Origin of the sequence: Bifidobacterium sp. WCA-178-WT-4B, assembly GCF_009696495.1 — a bacterium.
GTDB classification, from domain to species: domain Bacteria; phylum Actinomycetota; class Actinomycetes; order Actinomycetales; family Bifidobacteriaceae; genus Bifidobacterium; species Bifidobacterium infantis.
The window spans coordinates 95,213-113,149 of sequence record NZ_VULV01000007.1 but is presented as its reverse complement, the minus strand read 5'-3'; the positions used below and the strand labels follow the sequence as shown (position 1 = coordinate 113,149).

The window sequence follows — 17,937 nt, the reverse complement described above, 5'->3', positions numbered from 1 at the left end:
TGCATGGCGCGTGTGCCGTCGTTGGTGGGTTCATGCTACACTTTGCAAGTTGGCTGTTTTGCGCAGCGAACGTGGGGCCGTAGCTCAGTCGGTTAGAGCATGCGACTCATAATCGCCCGGTCCAGGGTTCAAGCCCCTGCGGCCCCACTCTTTTGCGTCGTCTCCTGCGGCGGCGCAGCGCGTCTTCACGTCCAGATAGGCGCGTACAATCCCTTAGGTTCCGGTTCACGTCTTGCCATAGGGGCATGACGACCCGGGTCCCCCGAATCCATAGGAGACGTAAAATGCAGCAGGGTATCCATCCTGATTACCACCCCGTTGAGGTGACGTGCTCGTGCGGCAACACCTTCGTGACCCGCACCGCTGGCAAGGAAGATCACATGTTCGTTGACGTGTGCTCTCAGTGCCACCCGTTCTACACCGGCAAGCAGAAGATTCTCGACACCGGTGGCCGCGTTGCTCGCTTCGAGAAGCGCTACGGCAAGAAGAGCAAGTAGCATACTTCACGCCAGTCCGATTCGATTCGGCATGCTCCGGCATACCCGATCGAGGACTGGCGTTTTTGTATTCTTTGACAAGTTGTGTTGCAGCATTGACCTGCGCAATCGAATAATCGAACAGAACAGCACCATACAGAAGAAAGTGTGTTATGGCAGACGAACAGTTCCCGGCGGCGGCAACCGCGCTTGAGGAGTACCAGTCCATCGAAGAGCAGATGGCGAGCCCCGAAGTCGTGTCCAACCCGGACAAGCTGCGCAAGCTGGGCCGTCGTCACGCCGAACTGGGTGCCATCGTGGGTGCCTACAAAACCTGGTTGCAGGTGAAGGACGATCTGGCAGCCGCTCAGGAGATGGCCGGCGAGGACGCCGACTTCGCCGAGGAAGCCAAGCGTCTTGAGGCCGAACTGCCCGGTGTCGAAGAGAAGCTGCGCACCGCGCTGATCCCGCGTGACCCGGATGATGCGCGCGACACCATCATGGAAATCAAGGCTGGCACCGGCGGCGAAGAAGCCGCACTGTTCGCCGGCGACCTGCTGCGCATGTACACCCGTTACGCCGAGAAGCGTGGCTGGAGCGTGAACGTGCAGTCCGAGAACACCACCGAGCTCGGCGGCGTCAAGGACGTGCAGATTGCCATCCGCGCCAAGGGCACGCCCGCTCCCGAAGACGGCGTGTGGGCTTCGATGAAATACGAGGGCGGCGTACACCGTGTGCAGCGCATCCCCGTCACCGAATCGCAGGGCCGTATCCAGACTTCCGCCGCGGGCGTCATCGTGTTCCCCGAGGCCGACGAGGATGACGACGAGATTGAGATCGATCCGAAAGACCTGAAAATCGACATCTTCATGAGCTCCGGCCCCGGCGGCCAGTCCGTGAACACCACGTATTCCGCCGTGCGCATGACCCACCTGCCCACCGGCATCACAGTGAACATGCAGGATGAGAAGTCGCAGATTCAGAACCGTGCCGCCGCGTTGCGCGTGCTGAAGTCCCGCCTGCTGGCCATGAAGCATGAGCAGGAGGCCGCCGAGGCCGCCGACATGCGTCACTCGCAGGTACGTTCGCTTGATCGCTCCGAGCGAATCCGTACATACAACTTCCCGGAAAACCGTATCGTCGACCATCGCACGAATTACAAGGCCTACAACCTTGACGCCGTGCTCGACGGCGACCTGCAGGCCGTCATCGATTCCGACATCCAAGCCGACGAAGCCGACCGTCTGGCCAACCAGCAGTGATAGTAGCGTGAGCGGGTTTGGCCGGTAGATACAATGCTCGACACACTCTAGGCCGTTCGGTCAAGCCTACGGTCGAGCATCGCATTTACCGGCCAAACCCTTACATTATGTGATAATTAAGGCACCGGAAGATAGGGATGTGATGGCTGCTGCCGATGTGATTCGTGATGCCGCCGTGCAATTGCGTGAGGCTGGTATTGAGACGCCTGAGCATGATGCCAAACTGCTCCTTGCCGAGGCGGCAGGTGTTGAGTTGCGCGATGTCGACAAAGCTCTGTTGATGGGGGAGGAGCTTGGCACAGCCGAACGGTTTGCCCGCTTCCAATCCATGCTTGCCCGCCGTGCCAAGCGCGAGCCGTTGCAATACATCACCGGCCATGCGCCGTTCCGCTATCTCGACCTGAAGGTCGGCCCTGGCGTGTTCATTCCGCGTCCGGAAACCGAAACCGTGGTGCAGGCCGGTCTTGACTGGCTGACAAGAAACGGCATGATCCATCCTCGTGTGGTCGATCTGTGCGCCGGCTCCGGCGCGATTGGGCTGTCCGTTGTCAGCGAGGTTCCCGGCAGCCAGGTGTGGGCGGTGGAGCTGTCGCCGAACACCGCCGAATGGACCCGGCGTAATCTGGCGGTAACCGCGAAAAAGTACCCATCCATTGCCTCGAATTACCATCTGGAAATCGCGGATGCTACGTCCTTCGCCACATTGGCCCAATTGGACGGCACCGTCGACATCGTCATCACCAACCCGCCCTACGTGCCGCAAACCGACATTCCCGAACAGCCGGAAGTACGCGACTGGGACCCTGAACTGGCCCTGTACGGCGGTTCGGCGGACGGCACGCTCATCCCTGAGCGCATTATCGAACGCGCGTACCGACTGCTCAAGCCTGGCGGCGTATTGGTCATGGAGCATGATCTCACTCAAGGTGAGCGTCTGGTGGCCTATGCCAAGGCCATCGGATTTACCGCGGCCCACACCGGCAAGGATTGGACCGGCCGGGATCGCTATCTGTTCGCGGTTTCCTGATATTTTCTAAAAATTTCAGGCTTTTCCTGTCTTTTTTCCGCGTTTTCCCGGAATCTTCTTCTCATTTTCCGCAATTACGCCGTCTCATAATAAGAGCAGGTTATTGCGGCTTCAAAGTCGGTCTGGGTATAACAGTCCGCGATGAACATCGAATGATTGAGAGAGACGTAAGATGACGGCCACGAGCCGCGATGCGATTCCGTTGTATGTGGATGGACGTCTCACGCGCATATCCCGCGCGACGATTGAGTTGAACGATGTTGAAATACCAAGGAAGAAGGAAGAGGATGAACGTGAAGTTTTCCACTAAGTTCATTGCGGCCAGTACGGCCGCGGTAATGGCGCTGTCCCTTGCGGGCTGCTCCGGCGGTAGCATGGATGATTCCTCCAGCTCCAACGCCAAGGCCTCCGGCGACTCCATCACCATCGGCACCGTGACCACCAACTCCGGTACCGCCGCCGCTTACGGCGAGGCCGAGGTCAAGGGCTTCGAGCTGGCCGTGTCCGAGATCAACGCCAAGGGCGGCATCAACGGCAAGAAGGTCAAGCTCGAGTCCATGGACGATAAGGGCGATGCCACCGAGGCTTCCAATGCCTTCAACAAGCTGTCCGGCGACAACAATGTGCTCGCCGTGGCAGGTCCGACCATCTCCGCAACCACTGCCGCCGTGGCTCCGCTGGCCGATCAGGCCAAGTTGGTCACCATCGCCCCGGCCGCTACCTCCGACTCCATCGAAACAGGCAACTACCTGTTCCGCACGTGCTTCAAGGACTCCTACCAGGGTGAGGTGGCCGCTCGTTTCGCTGCCGAGAACCTGAAGGTCAAGAAGGTCGCCGTACTGTACGGCACCGGTGACCCGTACTCCTCCGGCGTGGGCGAGGCCTTCGCCAAGGCCGCCGAGAAGCTTGGCCTCGAAGTGGTGGACAAGGAGAGCTCCTCTTCCGCTGACGATACCGAGTACTCCGCCCAGCTGCAGAAGATTCAGGCTTCCGGCGCCGAGCTGCTCTACGCGCCGTACTACTACTCCGTGGCTGGCCCGTACATCATTCCGCAGGCTCGCTCCGTGGGCTTCGAAGGCTACGTGATGGGCCCTGACGGCTACGATGGCCTCAAGCTCACCGGTGACAAGTCTCAGTACAACAAGACCTACTACACCACCCACTACTCCGCCGACGACAACACCAACACCAAGGTGCAGGACTTCATCAAGTCCTACAAGGAGAAGAACAACGCCGAGCCAAACACCTTCGCCGCTCTGGGTTACGACACCATCTACATGCTCAAGCAGGCCATAGAGAAGGCCGGCAAGAACGCCACTCGTGAGGATGTGCGCAACGCCGTGACCGGCATGAACTTCGACGGTGTGACCGGCAAGTTCACGATGGACAAGTCCGGTTCCCCGACCAAGTCCGTCATCGTGCTGGAAATGAAGGACGGCAAGCCGGTGTACAACACCACCGTGCAGCCCAAGTGAATTCCATGAATTATCGCCGCATGATTCCGATGTCATAACATGATGTCCGCATGAACAGGAGAGTGGCCGGTTCGCCGTCCCTCTCCCTTTCGTGTTTTCATGGGGCATCGCGTCGCGTCGTACGGTGCCACATTATTCGCAATGGATATACCAATAATTCTGCGCATTCATCGCAGACAACAATCGAGATACTTACAAGAAAGGGGGAGCAGTGATGGATCAAATCATCATGTTTGTCAGCCAGTTGTTCAATGGCCTGAAAATAGGCAGCGTGTACGCGCTGGTGGCATTGGGCTACACCATGGTCTACGGCATTATTCGACTGATTAACTTCGCCCACGGCGATTTCATCATGGTCGGTGCCTATGTGCTGATGCTCACCATTCCCGCAATCGTCGCTATGGGACTGCCCGCCTGGGTGGCGGTCATTCCCGCCGTTCTGGTTTGTGTGGCCGTCGGTGTCATCGTCGAAAAGGCCGCGTACAAGCCGGTGCGTGAAAAGGGCAATTCCATGACGGCCCTGATTACCGCCATCGCCATGTCGCTGTTGCTGGAGAACGGTTCCCAAGCCGTCTTCGGCGCCGACTTCCAGACCGTGCCGACTATCTTCCACCTGCCATCCATCGCGTTCGGCAAGCTGAAACTGCCGGGTGACACCCTGCTGACCATCGTCATCGGCCTGGTCATCATGGCCGGTCTGCAACTGTTCGTCAAATTCACTCGCCAAGGCAAGGCCATGCGCGCCGTTTCCGAAGACAAGGAAGCCGCCGTGCTCATGGGCATTAATGTGAATTCCACCATTGCCCTGACCTTCGCCATCGGCTCCGGCTTGGCCGCAGTCGCCTCGCTGATGTACTGCGCCGCCTACCCACAAGTCTCCCCGATGATGGGCGCCATGCTGGGTCTTAAGGCATTCGTCGCCGCCGTGCTCGGCGGCATTGGTTCCATTCCCGGTGCCATGATCGGTGGTCTGGCCATCGGACTGATCGAAAGCCTCACCAAGGCCTATATCGGTACCATTACGGGCGGCATCATCACCTCGGCATTCTCCGATGCCATCGTGTTCGCCATCCTGATCATTGTGTTGCTCGTCAAACCGTCCGGCATCATGGGCAAGAACGAAGGGGAGAAGGTCTGATCCGATGAAGAAGACAATGCTTTCCACCAAACAGTCCTATCTGGTGTGCTTCATCGGCGTCCTTGCCGCATTCGGCGTTGTGATGGCGCTGTGCGAATCCGGCTTGGCTGATTCCTACATCAAGGGCATCATGATGACCGCGTGCATCGCCATTATCATGACCACCTCGCTGAACCTCACCATCGGCGTGCTCGGACAGCTGACGTTGGGCTGCTGCGGGTTCGAGGCCATCGGTGCCTACGTGGCTGCGCTGGCCTCCAAGTACATGGTGGCCGCTGGCATCGGCGTCGATCCCACCACCCGTTTCCTGATCACCACGCTACTTGGCGGCATCGTGGCTTGCGTATTCGGCATTCTGATCGGTATCCCGGCGCTGCGTTTGCACGGCGACTACCTGGCCATCATCACGCTGGGCTTCGGCGAGATCATTCGCGTGATCATCCAGAACCTCAAGGTCGCCGGTGGAATGGGCCTCGACAAGGGAGCCGCCGGACAGGCACTGATCGGCATTGACCGCACCGCCAACCTGTATGTCGTGTTCTGGATCATGGTGGTCACCGTGGTCGTGCTCTTCATGTTCAGTCGCTCCCGGTACGGCCGTGCCGTCAAGGCCATTCGTGATGATGAGATCGCGGCCGGCGCATCGGGTCTGAACACCACGTATCTCAAGGTGTTGGTGTTCGCGATTTCCGCGTTCTTCGCAGGCATCGCCGGCGGTATCTTCGCCCAGTACATCGGCTCGTTGAACCCGACCATGGCCGGCTGGCTCAACTCCATTAACTACGTGATCATGGTGGTGTTCGGCGGCATGGGCTCGCTCACCGGTTCGATCGTTTCCGCCATCGGCCTGACCATCCTGCCCGAGCTGTTGCGTGCCTTCGCCGATTACCGCATGCTCGCCTACTCGGTGGTGCTGGTGCTGGTCATGATCTTCCGCCCGCAAGGCATCTTCGGTTCGTGGGAGTTCTCGCTGCCGAGGCTGGTCAACCGCATGCTACTCCGCGGAACGGCTGGTAAAGGCGCAAAATCCGCCGCCAAGGCGGATGCCGAGCCGGAGACCCCCGAGACCGCAACGAAGGAGGCCTGACCATGAGCGATAACAGTCAACCCATCCTCAAAGCCGAGCATCTCGGCATCACCTTCGGTGGTCTGAAGGCCGTATCCGACTTCAACATGACCATCAACAAGGGTGAACTCATCGGTCTGATCGGCCCGAATGGCGCTGGCAAGACCACGGTGTTCAACCTGCTGACCGGCGTGTACAAGCCCACTGAAGGCGAATTCTGGCTGGATGGCGTCCGGATGAACGGCAAGAAGACCTATCAGGTCGTGCGTGCCGGTATCGCCCGTACCTTCCAGAACATCCGACTGTTCAAGCAGCTCACCGTTGAGGAGAACGTGCTCGTCGCCTTCGACGAGTCGTTCACCTACCGTATGGGTAGCGCCATCTTCCGTACCCCGGGCTTCTGGAAGCAGGAGAACGAGATGCATGAGAAGGCCATCGACCTGCTGCGCATCTTCAACCTCGAGGGACTGGCCACCACCCAGGCGGCCAACCTGCCCTACGGCCAGCAGCGCAAGCTCGAAATCGCGCGTGCACTGGCCACCGGCATGAAACTGCTGCTGCTTGATGAACCGGCCGCCGGCATGAACCCCACCGAAACCGAGGATCTGTTGCACTGCATCAACACGATTCGTGACCGTTTCGGCATCGCCATCCTGTTGATCGAACACGACATGAGCCTCGTGATGAGCGTCTGCCAGCGCATCCAGGTGCTCGATTACGGCCGTACCATCGCCTCCGGCACGCCTGAGCAAATCGCCAACAATCCGCAGGTCATCTCCGCCTATCTGGGCAGCGACAACAATGATGACGCCGACGGCGATTCCACATCCAAGGCTGAACCGGAACCGAGCATCGCCAAGACGATTCAAGAAGAAGGAGCACGCTGATGCTGGAAATCAAGGATCTGTGTGTCTCTTATGGCGCGATTGACGCGGTCAAAGGCATCAGCATGCATGTGGATGACGGCGAAATCGTCTCCCTGATCGGAGCCAACGGTGCCGGCAAGACCACCACTCTGCATACCATCACCGGTCTGGTACCGGCAAAATCCGGCAGCATCACCTATGACGGGCATGATCTGCTGAAAACACATGCCAACAAGATCGTCACCCTAGGTATGGCACATGTGCCGGAAGGCCGCCATGTGTTCACCCGCATGAGCGTGCAGGAGAACCTGGAGATGGGCGCATTCAGCCTCAAGGACCAGTCCGGCCTCGGCAAGGATCTTGAGATGGTGTTCGACTATTTCCCGCGTCTTAAGGAACGCCGTCGCCAGCTGGCTGGCACGCTTTCCGGCGGCGAGCAGCAGATGGTGGCCATGGGGCGTGCCCTGATGAGTCACCCGAAGACCATTCTCATGGATGAGCCGTCGATGGGCTTGTCTCCGTTGCTGGTCAAGGGAATCTTCGACATCATCGTCACGCTGCGCCAGCGCGGCATCACCGTGCTGCTGGTGGAACAGAACGCGAGAATGGCCTTGTCTATAGCCGACCGCGCTTACGTGCTGGAAACCGGCAAGATAACGATGGAAGGCAAGGCTTCGGACTTGCTGCACGATGAGAAGGTTCGCAAGGCATATCTCGGCGCGTAACGCCTTGCAGTGCCAATGTTCCCGCTGACGGATGTCGTCTACAAACGCTTGAGGCGTTTGCTTCATGGCGACGTACGCCAGCGGGAACATTGATATGTGCCACTATGGTACGTGCTACTGCGCGTAATGCTGCAGGGCGGAGGCGTCCGCGTCCGTGATTTCGCTTATTGAACACTCCTGTAATTTCGCGAAAGAGCATGGATGGACTCATTGTATCTACGGTCTGTGCGTGTGGGGCGAATCGGAAAACGGCAGTACGGCAAACGAGCGATGATGAACTATGCAAGTCGGGGCGCAATGGTGCAATGGTAGATTGTGAATACACAGGCGAACGGAGGTGGCGTGAGCGTGGAGGGCGGAACAACGCTGAAGGTCACGGATGAATCGCTGGCACAGGCGGCGCGTGTCATCCGGGATGGTGGATTGGTCGTCATTCCAACGGATACGGTATATGGAGTGGCGTGCGATCCGCGTAATAAGGCCGCTATCGACCGTATCTACCGGCTCAAGCGTCGCCCGCGCTATAAGGCGTTGCAGGTACTGCTCGCATCCACCGACCAGCTTGATGAGCTCAGTCTAGACCTGCCGTCTCCACTGAATCGTTTGTCGGCGGCGTTCCTGCCCGGCGCGTTCTCGCCGATTGCCGTAGCCCGGCCCGACTGCACGTTGGAGACTTTGGCCGACACCGCCGATGGTCGCCCCGGCACGCAGGGCATCCGCATCCCCAATTCGGCGCTGTGCCTCGCGATTCTCAAGGCCACTGGTCCGCTGGCCGCGTCCAGCGCCAACCGTTCCGGCGACGAAAGCGCACAGACCGTCCAGGAGGCGGTTGATGCGTTCGGCAGCGAAGTCGACCTGTATCTGGACGGCGGTCCCACCCAAGGCCATGTCTCCAGCACCGTCGTCAAAGCCGATCCGTATGCGCGCGACGGCATCGAGATCCTGCGTGAAGGCGTCATCGCCCAAAACGTGATTCGCAAGGCCCTCCACCTCAACGGCGGGGGACTTGGCGCATGAGAATCTACTTACTGATTGCCGCCATCGCCGGTGGCGTCACCTGGCTGGTGACTCCGCTGATTCGCCACGTCGCCATCGAAATCGGTGCGGTTGGCGAGGTGCGTGCCCGAGACGTGCACACCATTCCCACGCCGCGCATGGGCGGCCTTGGCATGCTTATCGGTTTTGCCGTGGCTACCGTGTTCGCCAGTCGGCTGCCTTTTCTCTCGGGATTGTTCAACGGCAATCATCAGATGTGGGTGATTCTTGCCGGCGGCATCATGATCAGTCTGCTAGGCATGGCCGATGACCTGTGGGATCTCGATTGGATGCTGAAACTCGCCGGTCAGCTGCTGATTTCCGTATTCGTGGCCTGGGGCGGATTGCAGATCATCTCACTGCCTTTGGGCGATTCGCTGATTACCGCCTCGCCGAGTCTGTCCATGGCGATCACCGCATTCCTGATCGTCGCCTCGATCAACGCGGTCAATTTCGTTGATGGCCTCGATGGTCTGGCGGCCGGTATCGTGGCGATTGGTGGCATAGCGTTCGCCGCCTATTCGTATATCATCGCCCGGTCTTCCCCGAGTTATGCTTCGTTGGCCACGCTGATCGACGTGATGATGGTGGGTATCTGCGTGGGCTTCCTGCTGCATAATTGGCATCCCGCCAAACTGTTCATGGGCGATTCCGGTTCGATGCTGCTTGGCTATCTCATCACCTGCGCTTCGATTGTGATGACCGGACGTCTTGACCCGGCCTCGATTCATGCCAGCATCTATCTGCCGGTGTTCATACCAATTCTGCTGCCGGTTCTGGTGTTGTTCCTGCCTGTGCTCGACATGTGTCTGGCGATTGTGCGGCGTTTGGCCAAAGGCCAGTCGCCCATGCATCCGGACCGTATGCACCTGCACCATCGCATGCTGAAGATCGGGCATTCGGTGCGTGGCGCCGTGCTGATCCTGTGGGGATGGGCCGCGCTGATCGCATTCGGTTCGCTGACGATTCTGTTCTTCGAAGCGCAGCATGTGGCCGTGGGCATGGCCATCGCCGTGGTGGTGCTGACCATAGCCACGATGTACCCCTATCTGCGGCATCGTATTCCCGAGATCCAAGCCGAGAACCTGACGCTCGAATCCGCACGAAAGAACGCGCAGTATTCAGTGTCTAAATCGCAGTCTGCAGTAGGGGGGAGCCGGGATTCGATTGGCTCTCAGGCAGCGGATTCGATGACTGATTCGCCTGCGGATTCGCGGGACTCGCAGGTGGGTGAGGTGCAGGACCCGGCAGCGGATAAGTGAGCGCTCACAAGCGTGTGTCGTGAAGGTCAGCGCATTTTCATATAGTGTTTACATGGCTACAAACCTTGATGAATTGAACGCCCAGTCGGCGTATGCTCCCCTTCCCCCGATTTTCGCCAAGCTCGGCCTTGCCTATGATGATGTGTTGCTGCTGCCGAACGAGACGGATGTCATTCCTTCCGAAGTGGACACCAGCACTCATCTGACCCGCGAGATCGTGATGAAGGCCCCGGTCCTCTCCGCTGCCATGGATACTGTGACCGAGTCCGAGATGGCCATCGCCATGGCCCGTAACGGCGGCATCGGCGTGCTGCACCGCAACCTGTCCATCGACGACCAGGCCGCTCAGGTCGACGTGGTCAAGCGTTCCGAGTCCGGTATGATCACCGACCCGCTGACCGTCAGCCCCGAGGTCACGCTGGCCGATCTCGACAAGCTGTGCGGCAAGTTCCACATCTCCGGTCTGCCGGTTGTGGACAAGGACAACAAGCTCGTCGGCATCATCACCAACCGTGACATGCGCTTCATCGCCTCCGATGATTACGACACCCTGAAGGTCAAGGATGTCATGACCAAGGAGAACCTGGTCACTGGCCCGTCCAACATCTCCAAGGACGACGCCCACCGTCTGCTCGCCCAGCACAAGGTCGAAAAGCTGCCGCTGGTCGACGACGAAGGCCGCCTGACCGGTCTGATCACCGTCAAGGACTTCGTCAAGACCGAGCAGTACCCGGACGCCACCAAGGATGAGCAGGGCCGTCTGCGCGTGGCCGCCGGTGTCGGCTTCCTCGGCGACGCCTGGCAGCGTGCCTCCGCTCTGATGGAGGCCGGCGTGGACGTGCTCGTGGTCGACACCGCCAACGGTGAGGCCCGTCTGGCGCTCGACATGATTTCCCGCCTGAAGCACGACTCCGCCTTCGACGGCGTGCAGATCATCGGCGGCAACGTCGGCACCCGCTCCGGTGCCCAGGCCATGATCGAGGCTGGCGCGGACGCCGTCAAGGTCGGTATTGGCCCCGGCTCCATCTGCACCACCCGTATCGTTGCCGGTGTCGGTGTCCCGCAGCTCACCGCCGTGTACGAGGCCGCCCAGGCCTGCCGTGCGGCGGGCATCCCCTGCATCGCCGACGGTGGCATCCACTATTCCGGTGACATCGCCAAGGCCCTCGTGGCTGGCGCCTCCTCCGTGATGCTCGGCGGCGCGCTCGCCGGCTGCGAGGAAGCCCCGGGCGAGAAGGTGCTCCTACACGGCAAGCAGTACAAGCTGTACCGTGGCATGGGCTCCCTCGGTGCCATGGCCCCGCGCGGCAAGAAGTCCTACTCCAAGGACCGCTACTTCCAGGCCGACGTGACCTCCAGCGATAAGGTCGTGCCGGAAGGCGTGGAAGGCGAAGTGCCGTATCGCGGCCCGCTGAACGCCGTGCTCTACCAGATGCTCGGTGGCCTGCACCAGTCCATGTTCTACATCGGCGCCCACAACATCGCCGAGATGCCGGAGCGTGGCAAGTTCATCCGCATCACCGATGCCGGTCTGCGCGAATCGCACCCGCACGATATCGTGATGACCGCCGAAGCCCCGAACTACTCCGGCTTCCACAACAACTGATCGGTTGATGCCCGCTAGCTTGCGCTAGTTAGGGGTTGATTCCTTGTGAAAAGGGTCTGCTTATGCAGGCCCTTTTCGCGTATGTGGCTCGAGATAGCTTGTATGCGCTGGGGTATAGTCTGAACTGTTCTTGTAATAACGGGTGACATGACGAAAAGAGGCTTACCATGGTCGACAGCCATGATGCAGAAACTTACAGCGCAAAGGATTCGCGCCTGATTTGGATTGACTGCGAAATGACGGGCTTGGATATCTTCGGCGGTGACGAACTGGTCGAAGTGTCCGTAGTGCCCACTGATTTCGATTTGAATGTGCTGGATGAAGGTGTGGATTTCGTTATCAAGCCGAGTCAGAAGGCTGTGGACCATATGAACGACTTCGTGCGCAACATGCACACCCGTTCTGGTTTGATCAACGAATGGGGGCATGGACTGAGCCTCGAAGAAGCTGAGCAGAAGGTCACCGATTATGTGCTGCGCTTCACTCCGGAAGGCGTGCGCCCGCTGCTCGCCGGCAACACCATCGGCTCCGACAAGAAGTTTCTCGACCACTACATGCCGGACCTCATGAGCCACCTGCATTACCGCAGCGTGGATGTGAGCACCCTGAAGGAGCTCGCCCGCCGCTGGTACCCGGCCGTCTACGAGAACCGTCCGCCAAAGAACGGCGGCCACCGCGCCCTCGCCGACATCATCGAATCCTTGGACGAGCTGCGCTACTACCGTAAGGCCTTCATGGCCCCCGCCCCCGGCCCGGACGATGCCGCCTCCAAGGCCATCGCCGCCGACATCGTCTCGACCAGCATCCTCAATAAGTAGTCCGCCGTACTTGGCTCCCTTCCCTGAGGGGAGTCTAGAGAGGTTGATATGCGCCAAACCGAAGCCTTGGCCATTCTGAACGCCGGCGCGAACGTGTTCCTGACCGGTGCGCCCGGTGCCGGTAAGACCTATGTCTTGAACGAGTTCATCCGCCAGGCTCGGGCCGACGGCGCCAGTGTGGCAGTCACCGCGTCCACAGGCATCGCCTCCACGCATATCAACGGCCAAACCATCCATTCGTGGAGTGGCGTCGGCGTGGCCACCGCCCTGAGCCCGAGTCTGCTCAAACTCATCAAATCCCGGCGCAAACGCAAGATTCAGGCTACGGACATCCTCGTCATCGACGAGGTTTCCATGCTGCACGCATGGCTGTTCGACATGGTCGACCAAGTCTGCCGCGAAGTGCGTCGCGACCCACGCCCGTTCGGAGGCATCCAGGTCGTGCTGTCCGGCGACTTCTTCCAACTGCCGCCGGTTTCGGTGTCCGGGCGCAACCGCGACCTCATCGCCCCCACCCCCGAATTCATCGCCAGCCGCGAACGGTATGCCCGTGCCGGGCTTAACCCGGAAGGTTTCATCACCGAATCATTGGTATGGCCTGAACTTAACCCGGTAATCTGCTATCTGACCGAACAGCACCGTCAGGACACCGGCGAACTGCTGACCGTGCTCACCGACATTCGCGAAGGCGACGTGACCCAGTCCGACCGTGACGTGCTCGTCACCCGTCTGGGCAAACTGCCCGAGCCCGGCCAGGTCGCCGTCCACCTATTCCCGGTGAACCGGCAGGCCGACAATCTCAACGACATGCGCCTGAACCAGATCATGCTTGAGCCGCACGAGTTCCACGCCGAAACCGCGGGTCCCGCCAATCTGGTCGACCGGCTCAAGAAGAACATGCTGGCCCCCGAGCGACTGGTGCTCAAGGAGGGCGCGGCTGTCATGGCCCTGCGCAACGACACCGATCGCCAGTACGTCAACGGCTCGCTCGGCACCGTGCGCGGCTTCGCCCAGGAGAACAAGGGCGGCTGGCCGATCGTGGAATTCGAAAACGGCAACATCGTCACCATGAAACAGGCCACATGGGAAATGATGGACGGCGACACCGTGCTCGCCTCCGTCTCTCAAGTGCCACTGCGCTGCGCATGGGGCATCACCATCCACAAATCGCAAGGCATGACGCTCGACCGTGCGGTTATGGACCTGAAGCGCACCTTCGCGCCGGGCATGGGATATGTGGCGCTGTCACGAGTCGAATCGCTGGGTGGACTGTATTTGGCTGGCGTCAACGAACGCATGTTCCTCGTCTCGCCCGATGCCGTGGTGCTCGACGGCGACCTGCGCGAAGCCTCGGCCTCGGCCTCCGACCAGTTGGCCGATGAAGGTGCAACCGCGTTCAAACCTGCTGAGCCGGACGAATTTGGTGCCAATCCCGATGATGACTTCGCCCAGGACGCGTTATTTTGACGGTCGATATATCGAGCGACCGCTAATTTGAGTGTTTCTGCACTTCGAGGGGCGGATTTTGAGTTTTCGGGACATCTACTTCCGTTTCAAGGGGCTGATGTCCAAGTAGACAACGCTTAAAAACGGCGGAATGACGTTGGTATGAAGCCGTTTCTATGTGCGATTGAGCGGATGACCAGCCCCTCGAAACGCAAGTAGATGTCTCCAAGAGGCGGAATCGGCCCCTTGAAGCCGAAGAAGACACTGCGAACTTGTCTTCATTGAGGAACTGAACGGCTACCATGGAATAAGCGGTGGAATAAGCGGTGGTAGTTATGGTGCTATCCGAGATATTTCGTGGAAACAATGAGGTTCGCGAGGCCGCCCGAGCCGGTGTGCAAATCGATACGGTTAGTGTGGCTAGTGCGTCAGATGCAGCAAGCGCGGCAGACGGCAGCGGCAAAATCACTGGCGCAATACGTCCGCCAGCGGTGGCTGGTTCGTTCTACCCCGCTGACCGCACAGCGCTCAAGCAACTCATTACCCATCAATTGGATTACAGTCGAGAGGTTCTGCAACAGTTGGAGCCCACGCTTCCAGCGGGAGTGCCAAAGGCTGTAATCGTGCCGCGTGCCGGTTATGTGTATTCCGGCACGGCGGCCGCGCTTGCCTATGCTTTGCTCGAACGAGGTCGGGGAAGCGTGACTCGTGCGGTAATTGTGGGGCCGACTCACCGTGTGGCCGTGTGAGGCGTTGCTTGCTCTACCGCAGCGGCGTTTGAAACGCCGCTGGGCACGGTGCCGGTAGATGTTGTTGCTGAGCGTAAAGCTTTAGGCTTGGAATCGGCTTCCGATGAGCCGCTTCGTTCCGGTACACAGGCTCGTCCGGGGGCACCGGCTCCCGCAATGATCGTCAATGACCCCACACATACGCAGGAGCATGCCGTGGAAGTACAAATTCCGTTCCTGCAAACCGTGCTCGGCCCAGACCTCACTATTGTGCCGTTGAACGCGGGCGACGCCACGCCACAAGAGGTGGCGATGTGTTGCGTGCTTTGTGGGGCGGACCGGAAACCGTCATCGTGATTAGTTCGGATCTCTCGCACTATCATCCGCACGAAGTCGCCCGCGCGATTTAGCGCAGATCGCCAATACGCGCGGCGATCGTCCTCATCGATTTGAGGCTCGCCTCATAGCGCGCGGCTGCCACAATCAGAATGATGCCGCCCAAAGCAAGCCACACCCACCAGTAGTGGCGGGAGAATTCGGCCCGCCATGGCCACAGCGCAGTCACCGTGCTGACGATAAGAATCACCGTGCCGTAGATCAACGGTGCTTGCAGCAAACGCACACCTACAATCAGCGCGGCCGCTCCGGACAGGCCGGCGATAAGATCCACTGGGGCATACGGTTGCGGGTTGGTCCATGCGAGGCCGAGAAGTATTACACCGGCAAGGATGGTGGCGCATGTCTCAATAACCTGTGATGCGGTCAGCCGTCCCGACGAACATCCGAATCGCTCTTGCGCGACTGATGGCTGGTTCGGCTGCGTCATCGTGCCCTCCTATCCTTCTAGCCGTCATTGTTGCGCGAGTGAGTCCGAATACCAAGATGAAGACCGGAATAGTGCGAATAGCAGGCGGGCTTGTCGGTTCACGCGAATATCTTGGAACACATGACTTCCAATACCCTTCGTATGTCAACCATGTTCCTGCGCACCCTGCGCGAGGACCCCGCTGATGCCGATGTCGATTCGGCCAAGCTGCTGCAGCGCGCCGGCTATATTCGCAAGGCCGCACCCGGTATCTGGACCTGGCTGCCGCTCGGTCTGCGCGTACTGAACAAGATCGAGGCCATCATCCGCGAGGAGATCAACGGCATCGGTGCCCAGGAAGTACACTTCCCGGCCCTGCTGCCGCGCGAACCCTACGAGGCCACCCATCGCTGGGAGGAGTACGGCGATAACATCTTCCGTTTGAAGGATCGCCACGAGGCCGATTACCTGCTGGCTCCCACCCACGAGGAGATGTTCACCCTTCTGGTCAAGGACATGTACTCCTCTTACAAGGACCTGCCCGTAACCCTGTACCAGATCCAGACCAAGTACCGCGACGAGTTCCGCCCGCGCGCCGGCCTGATCCGTGGCCGCGAATTCATCATGAAGGACGCCTACTCCTTCACCATTGATGAAGAAGGCATGCGCAAGGCCTACTATGACGAGCGCGGCGCTTACGAGCGCATCTTCCAGCGTCTCGACCTGAAGTACGTACCTGTGTTCGCCATGTCCGGCCCGATGGGTGGCTCCGCATCCGAGGAGTTCCTGGCTCCGATGCCGATCGGCGAAGATACCTTCGCGCTGGCACCTTCCGGCAAGGCGTGGAATGTCGAAGCGCTGAGCACGCCGGAGCTGCCGGAAATCGATGCTTCCACCACTCCCGCCGCTTCCAAGGAAGCCACCCCGGATGCCAAGACCATCGACAACATGATCGAGCGTGCCAACGCCGACCACCCGCGTACTGATGGCCGTGAATGGCAGGCTTCCGACATCCTCAAGAACGTGGTGATCACCGTCAAGCACCCTGAGGATGAAGAGCATGACGAGCCGTGGCGTGAAGTGATTGTCGTCGGCGTGCCCGGCGACCGTACGGTGGATATGAAGCGACTGGAAGCCCAGTTCGCTCCCGCCGAGCTTGAGGAGGCCACTGAGGAAGACCTGAAGCAGCACCCCGAACTGGTGCCCGGCTACATCGGACCGATGGTGCTTGGCCCGCAGGCCGAGGCTGCTGGCGTGAAGAACCCGGTTCGCTACCTGGTCGACGCGCACGTGGTCAAGGGTTCCGCTTGGTTCACTGGTGCCGATGAGAATGAGGTCGACTACTACAACCTGGTGTACGGCCGTGACTTCAAGGCCGACGGCGTGGTGGAAGCCGTTGAGGTTCGCCACGGCGACATGAGCCCGGATGGTTCCGGTCCGTTGAGCTTCGAGCGTGGTGTGGAAATCGGTCAGGTGTTCCAGCTGGGTCTCAAGTACTCCAAGGCGCTGGACCTGAAGGTGCTCGACCAGAACGGCAAGGCCGTGCCGGTGTGGATGGGCTGCTATGGCATCGGTGTTTCCCGCGTGCTGGCCTGCATCGCCGAAACGCACCACGACGAAGCCGGCTTGGCTTGGCCGTCCGTGATTGCCCCGGCTGCCGTGCACGTGGTGGCCACCGGCAAGGACGCTGCGGCGTTTGAAGGTGCCGAGAAGCTGGTCGCCGAGCTTGAAGCCAAAGGCCTTGAGGTTATTTACGATGACCGCAAGAAGGTGTCTCCGGGCGTCAAGTTCAAGGATGCCGAGCTGATCGGCGTGCCGCTGGTCGCCGTGGTCGGCCGCGATTACGTCAACGACGGCACCATCGAACTGCGCGACCGCAACGGCGAAAACAAGGTCGCCGTGCCCGCCGCCGAAGCCGCCGACGCGCTCGCCGAGCGCTTCGCCGCCCTCAGCTGAGTCCCACTTACTCAGCCTCGGCGTTAATCGCATCAAGCGCCATTCTGCCCAGTCGCAGAATGGCGCTTTGTTGTGGATAACCGAAACTTATCCACATTCTTAAAATTTCAACTGCGTCACAGTATCCACATTTGCCAGTTGCCCTTGTGCGCTTCAAATGCCATGCCTCACAGTGGAGGTACCGCTGGGGCGTGCAAGCCGGCAATGAAGCCGGAGACAGGCTCCGGCGGTCCACATCCAAACAAC

Annotated in this window: 15 protein-coding genes, 1 tRNA gene and 1 pseudogene; 16 read left to right on the top strand and 1 reads right to left on the bottom strand. The window is 59.9% G+C overall.

The window, feature by feature from the left end:
• Nucleotides 1-73 precede the first annotated feature (73 nt).
• The 15 genes and pseudogenes from FYJ31_RS06570 (at nucleotide 74) to amrB (ending at nucleotide 15,287) form a co-directional block, all read left to right on the top strand.
• Nucleotides 74-147, top strand: a tRNA-Ile gene (locus tag FYJ31_RS06570).
• A 137-nt stretch (nucleotides 148-284) separates the two neighbouring features.
• Complete coding sequence (rpmE, locus tag FYJ31_RS06565) at nucleotides 285-497, top strand: 50S ribosomal protein L31 (protein ID WP_003830110.1); 213 nt, start codon at nucleotides 285-287, stop codon at nucleotides 495-497.
• A 152-nt stretch (nucleotides 498-649) separates the two neighbouring features.
• On the top strand, nucleotides 650-1,738 hold the full coding sequence (gene prfA, locus FYJ31_RS06560) for a peptide chain release factor 1 (RefSeq protein ID WP_012576978.1): 1,089 nt from the start codon (nucleotides 650-652) through the stop codon (nucleotides 1,736-1,738).
• 142 nt (nucleotides 1,739-1,880) lie between these two features.
• Nucleotides 1,881-2,765, top strand: a complete 885-nt coding sequence (gene prmC, locus FYJ31_RS06555; RefSeq protein ID WP_154536317.1) for a peptide chain release factor N(5)-glutamine methyltransferase — start codon at nucleotides 1,881-1,883, stop codon at nucleotides 2,763-2,765.
• A gap of 287 nt (nucleotides 2,766-3,052) precedes the next feature.
• A complete protein-coding gene (locus tag FYJ31_RS06550) occupies nucleotides 3,053-4,240 on the top strand; it encodes an ABC transporter substrate-binding protein (RefSeq protein WP_032743986.1) in 1,188 nt (395 codons plus the stop codon).
• Nucleotides 4,241-4,454: 214 nt separating this feature from the next.
• Nucleotides 4,455-5,378, top strand: a complete 924-nt coding sequence (locus FYJ31_RS06545) for a branched-chain amino acid ABC transporter permease (RefSeq protein ID WP_012576981.1) — start codon at nucleotides 4,455-4,457, stop codon at nucleotides 5,376-5,378.
• A 4-nt stretch (nucleotides 5,379-5,382) separates the two neighbouring features.
• A complete protein-coding gene (locus tag FYJ31_RS06540; protein WP_032743983.1) occupies nucleotides 5,383-6,465 on the top strand; it encodes a branched-chain amino acid ABC transporter permease in 1,083 nt (360 codons plus the stop codon).
• Between the two features lie 2 nt (nucleotides 6,466-6,467).
• Nucleotides 6,468-7,331 carry an ABC transporter ATP-binding protein gene (locus tag FYJ31_RS06535; RefSeq protein ID WP_012576983.1) on the top strand — a complete coding sequence of 288 codons (864 nt, stop codon included), beginning with the start codon at nucleotides 6,468-6,470 and terminating at the stop codon, nucleotides 7,329-7,331.
• Complete coding sequence (locus FYJ31_RS06530; protein ID WP_012576984.1) at nucleotides 7,331-8,035, top strand: ABC transporter ATP-binding protein; 705 nt, start codon at nucleotides 7,331-7,333, stop codon at nucleotides 8,033-8,035. Before FYJ31_RS06535 ends, FYJ31_RS06530 begins: the two co-directional genes overlap by 1 nt.
• 342 nt (nucleotides 8,036-8,377) lie before the next feature.
• Entirely contained in the window at nucleotides 8,378-9,052 is a 675-nt protein-coding gene (locus FYJ31_RS06525) for an L-threonylcarbamoyladenylate synthase (protein ID WP_014484639.1), read from the top strand.
• Nucleotides 9,049-10,332, top strand: a complete 1,284-nt coding sequence (locus tag FYJ31_RS06520; RefSeq protein WP_012576986.1) for a glycosyltransferase family 4 protein — start codon at nucleotides 9,049-9,051, stop codon at nucleotides 10,330-10,332. Before FYJ31_RS06525 ends, FYJ31_RS06520 begins: the two co-directional genes overlap by 4 nt.
• Before the next feature lie 52 nt (nucleotides 10,333-10,384).
• Nucleotides 10,385-11,938 (top strand): IMP dehydrogenase, encoded by a 1,554-nt coding sequence (gene guaB, locus FYJ31_RS06515; protein ID WP_012576987.1) that lies wholly within the window; start codon nucleotides 10,385-10,387, stop codon nucleotides 11,936-11,938.
• Between the two features lie 167 nt (nucleotides 11,939-12,105).
• Nucleotides 12,106-12,756, top strand: a complete 651-nt coding sequence (orn, locus tag FYJ31_RS06510; protein ID WP_077424660.1) for an oligoribonuclease — start codon at nucleotides 12,106-12,108, stop codon at nucleotides 12,754-12,756.
• A 48-nt stretch (nucleotides 12,757-12,804) separates the two neighbouring features.
• Nucleotides 12,805-14,223, top strand: a complete 1,419-nt coding sequence (locus tag FYJ31_RS06505; RefSeq protein WP_065436289.1) for a DEAD/DEAH box helicase — start codon at nucleotides 12,805-12,807, stop codon at nucleotides 14,221-14,223.
• Between the two features lie 314 nt (nucleotides 14,224-14,537).
• A pseudogene (amrB, locus tag FYJ31_RS06500) lies at nucleotides 14,538-15,287 on the top strand (AmmeMemoRadiSam system protein B).
• A 49-nt stretch (nucleotides 15,288-15,336) separates the two neighbouring features.
• Here amrB and FYJ31_RS06495 read toward each other — a convergent pair.
• Entirely contained in the window at nucleotides 15,337-15,756 is a 420-nt protein-coding gene (locus FYJ31_RS06495) for an SCO7613 C-terminal domain-containing membrane protein (protein WP_154536316.1), read from the bottom strand.
• A gap of 120 nt (nucleotides 15,757-15,876) precedes the next feature.
• Here FYJ31_RS06495 and FYJ31_RS06485 point away from each other — a divergent pair, with 120 nt between their 5' ends.
• The gene (locus FYJ31_RS06485; RefSeq protein WP_195839460.1) at nucleotides 15,877-17,691 is read left to right on the top strand and encodes a proline--tRNA ligase; all 1,815 of its coding nucleotides are present in this window, start codon (nucleotides 15,877-15,879) and stop codon (nucleotides 17,689-17,691) included.
• The last annotated feature ends 246 nt before the right edge of the window (nucleotides 17,692-17,937 follow it).

Excerpts from the sequence above, each read along its gene's own strand:
- rpmE (WP_003830110.1), top strand. The coding sequence starts at position 285 with ATGCAGCAGGGTATCCATCCTGATTACCACCCCGTTGAGGTGACGTGC.
- prfA (WP_012576978.1), top strand. The coding sequence starts at position 650 with ATGGCAGACGAACAGTTCCCGGCGGCGGCAACCGCGCTTGAGGAGTAC.
- prmC (WP_154536317.1), top strand. The coding sequence starts at position 1,881 with ATGGCTGCTGCCGATGTGATTCGTGATGCCGCCGTGCAATTGCGTGAG.
- FYJ31_RS06550 (WP_032743986.1), top strand. The coding sequence starts at position 3,053 with ATGAACGTGAAGTTTTCCACTAAGTTCATTGCGGCCAGTACGGCCGCG.
- FYJ31_RS06545 (WP_012576981.1), top strand. The coding sequence starts at position 4,455 with ATGGATCAAATCATCATGTTTGTCAGCCAGTTGTTCAATGGCCTGAAA.
- FYJ31_RS06540 (WP_032743983.1), top strand. The coding sequence starts at position 5,383 with ATGAAGAAGACAATGCTTTCCACCAAACAGTCCTATCTGGTGTGCTTC.
- FYJ31_RS06535 (WP_012576983.1), top strand. The coding sequence starts at position 6,468 with ATGAGCGATAACAGTCAACCCATCCTCAAAGCCGAGCATCTCGGCATC.
- FYJ31_RS06530 (WP_012576984.1), top strand. The coding sequence starts at position 7,331 with ATGCTGGAAATCAAGGATCTGTGTGTCTCTTATGGCGCGATTGACGCG.
- FYJ31_RS06520 (WP_012576986.1), top strand. The coding sequence starts at position 9,049 with ATGAGAATCTACTTACTGATTGCCGCCATCGCCGGTGGCGTCACCTGG.
- guaB (WP_012576987.1), top strand. The coding sequence starts at position 10,385 with ATGGCTACAAACCTTGATGAATTGAACGCCCAGTCGGCGTATGCTCCC.
- orn (WP_077424660.1), top strand. The coding sequence starts at position 12,106 with ATGGTCGACAGCCATGATGCAGAAACTTACAGCGCAAAGGATTCGCGC.
- FYJ31_RS06505 (WP_065436289.1), top strand. The coding sequence starts at position 12,805 with ATGCGCCAAACCGAAGCCTTGGCCATTCTGAACGCCGGCGCGAACGTG.
- FYJ31_RS06495 (WP_154536316.1), bottom strand. The coding sequence starts at position 15,756 with ATGACGCAGCCGAACCAGCCATCAGTCGCGCAAGAGCGATTCGGATGT.
- FYJ31_RS06485 (WP_195839460.1), top strand. The coding sequence starts at position 15,877 with ATGACTTCCAATACCCTTCGTATGTCAACCATGTTCCTGCGCACCCTG.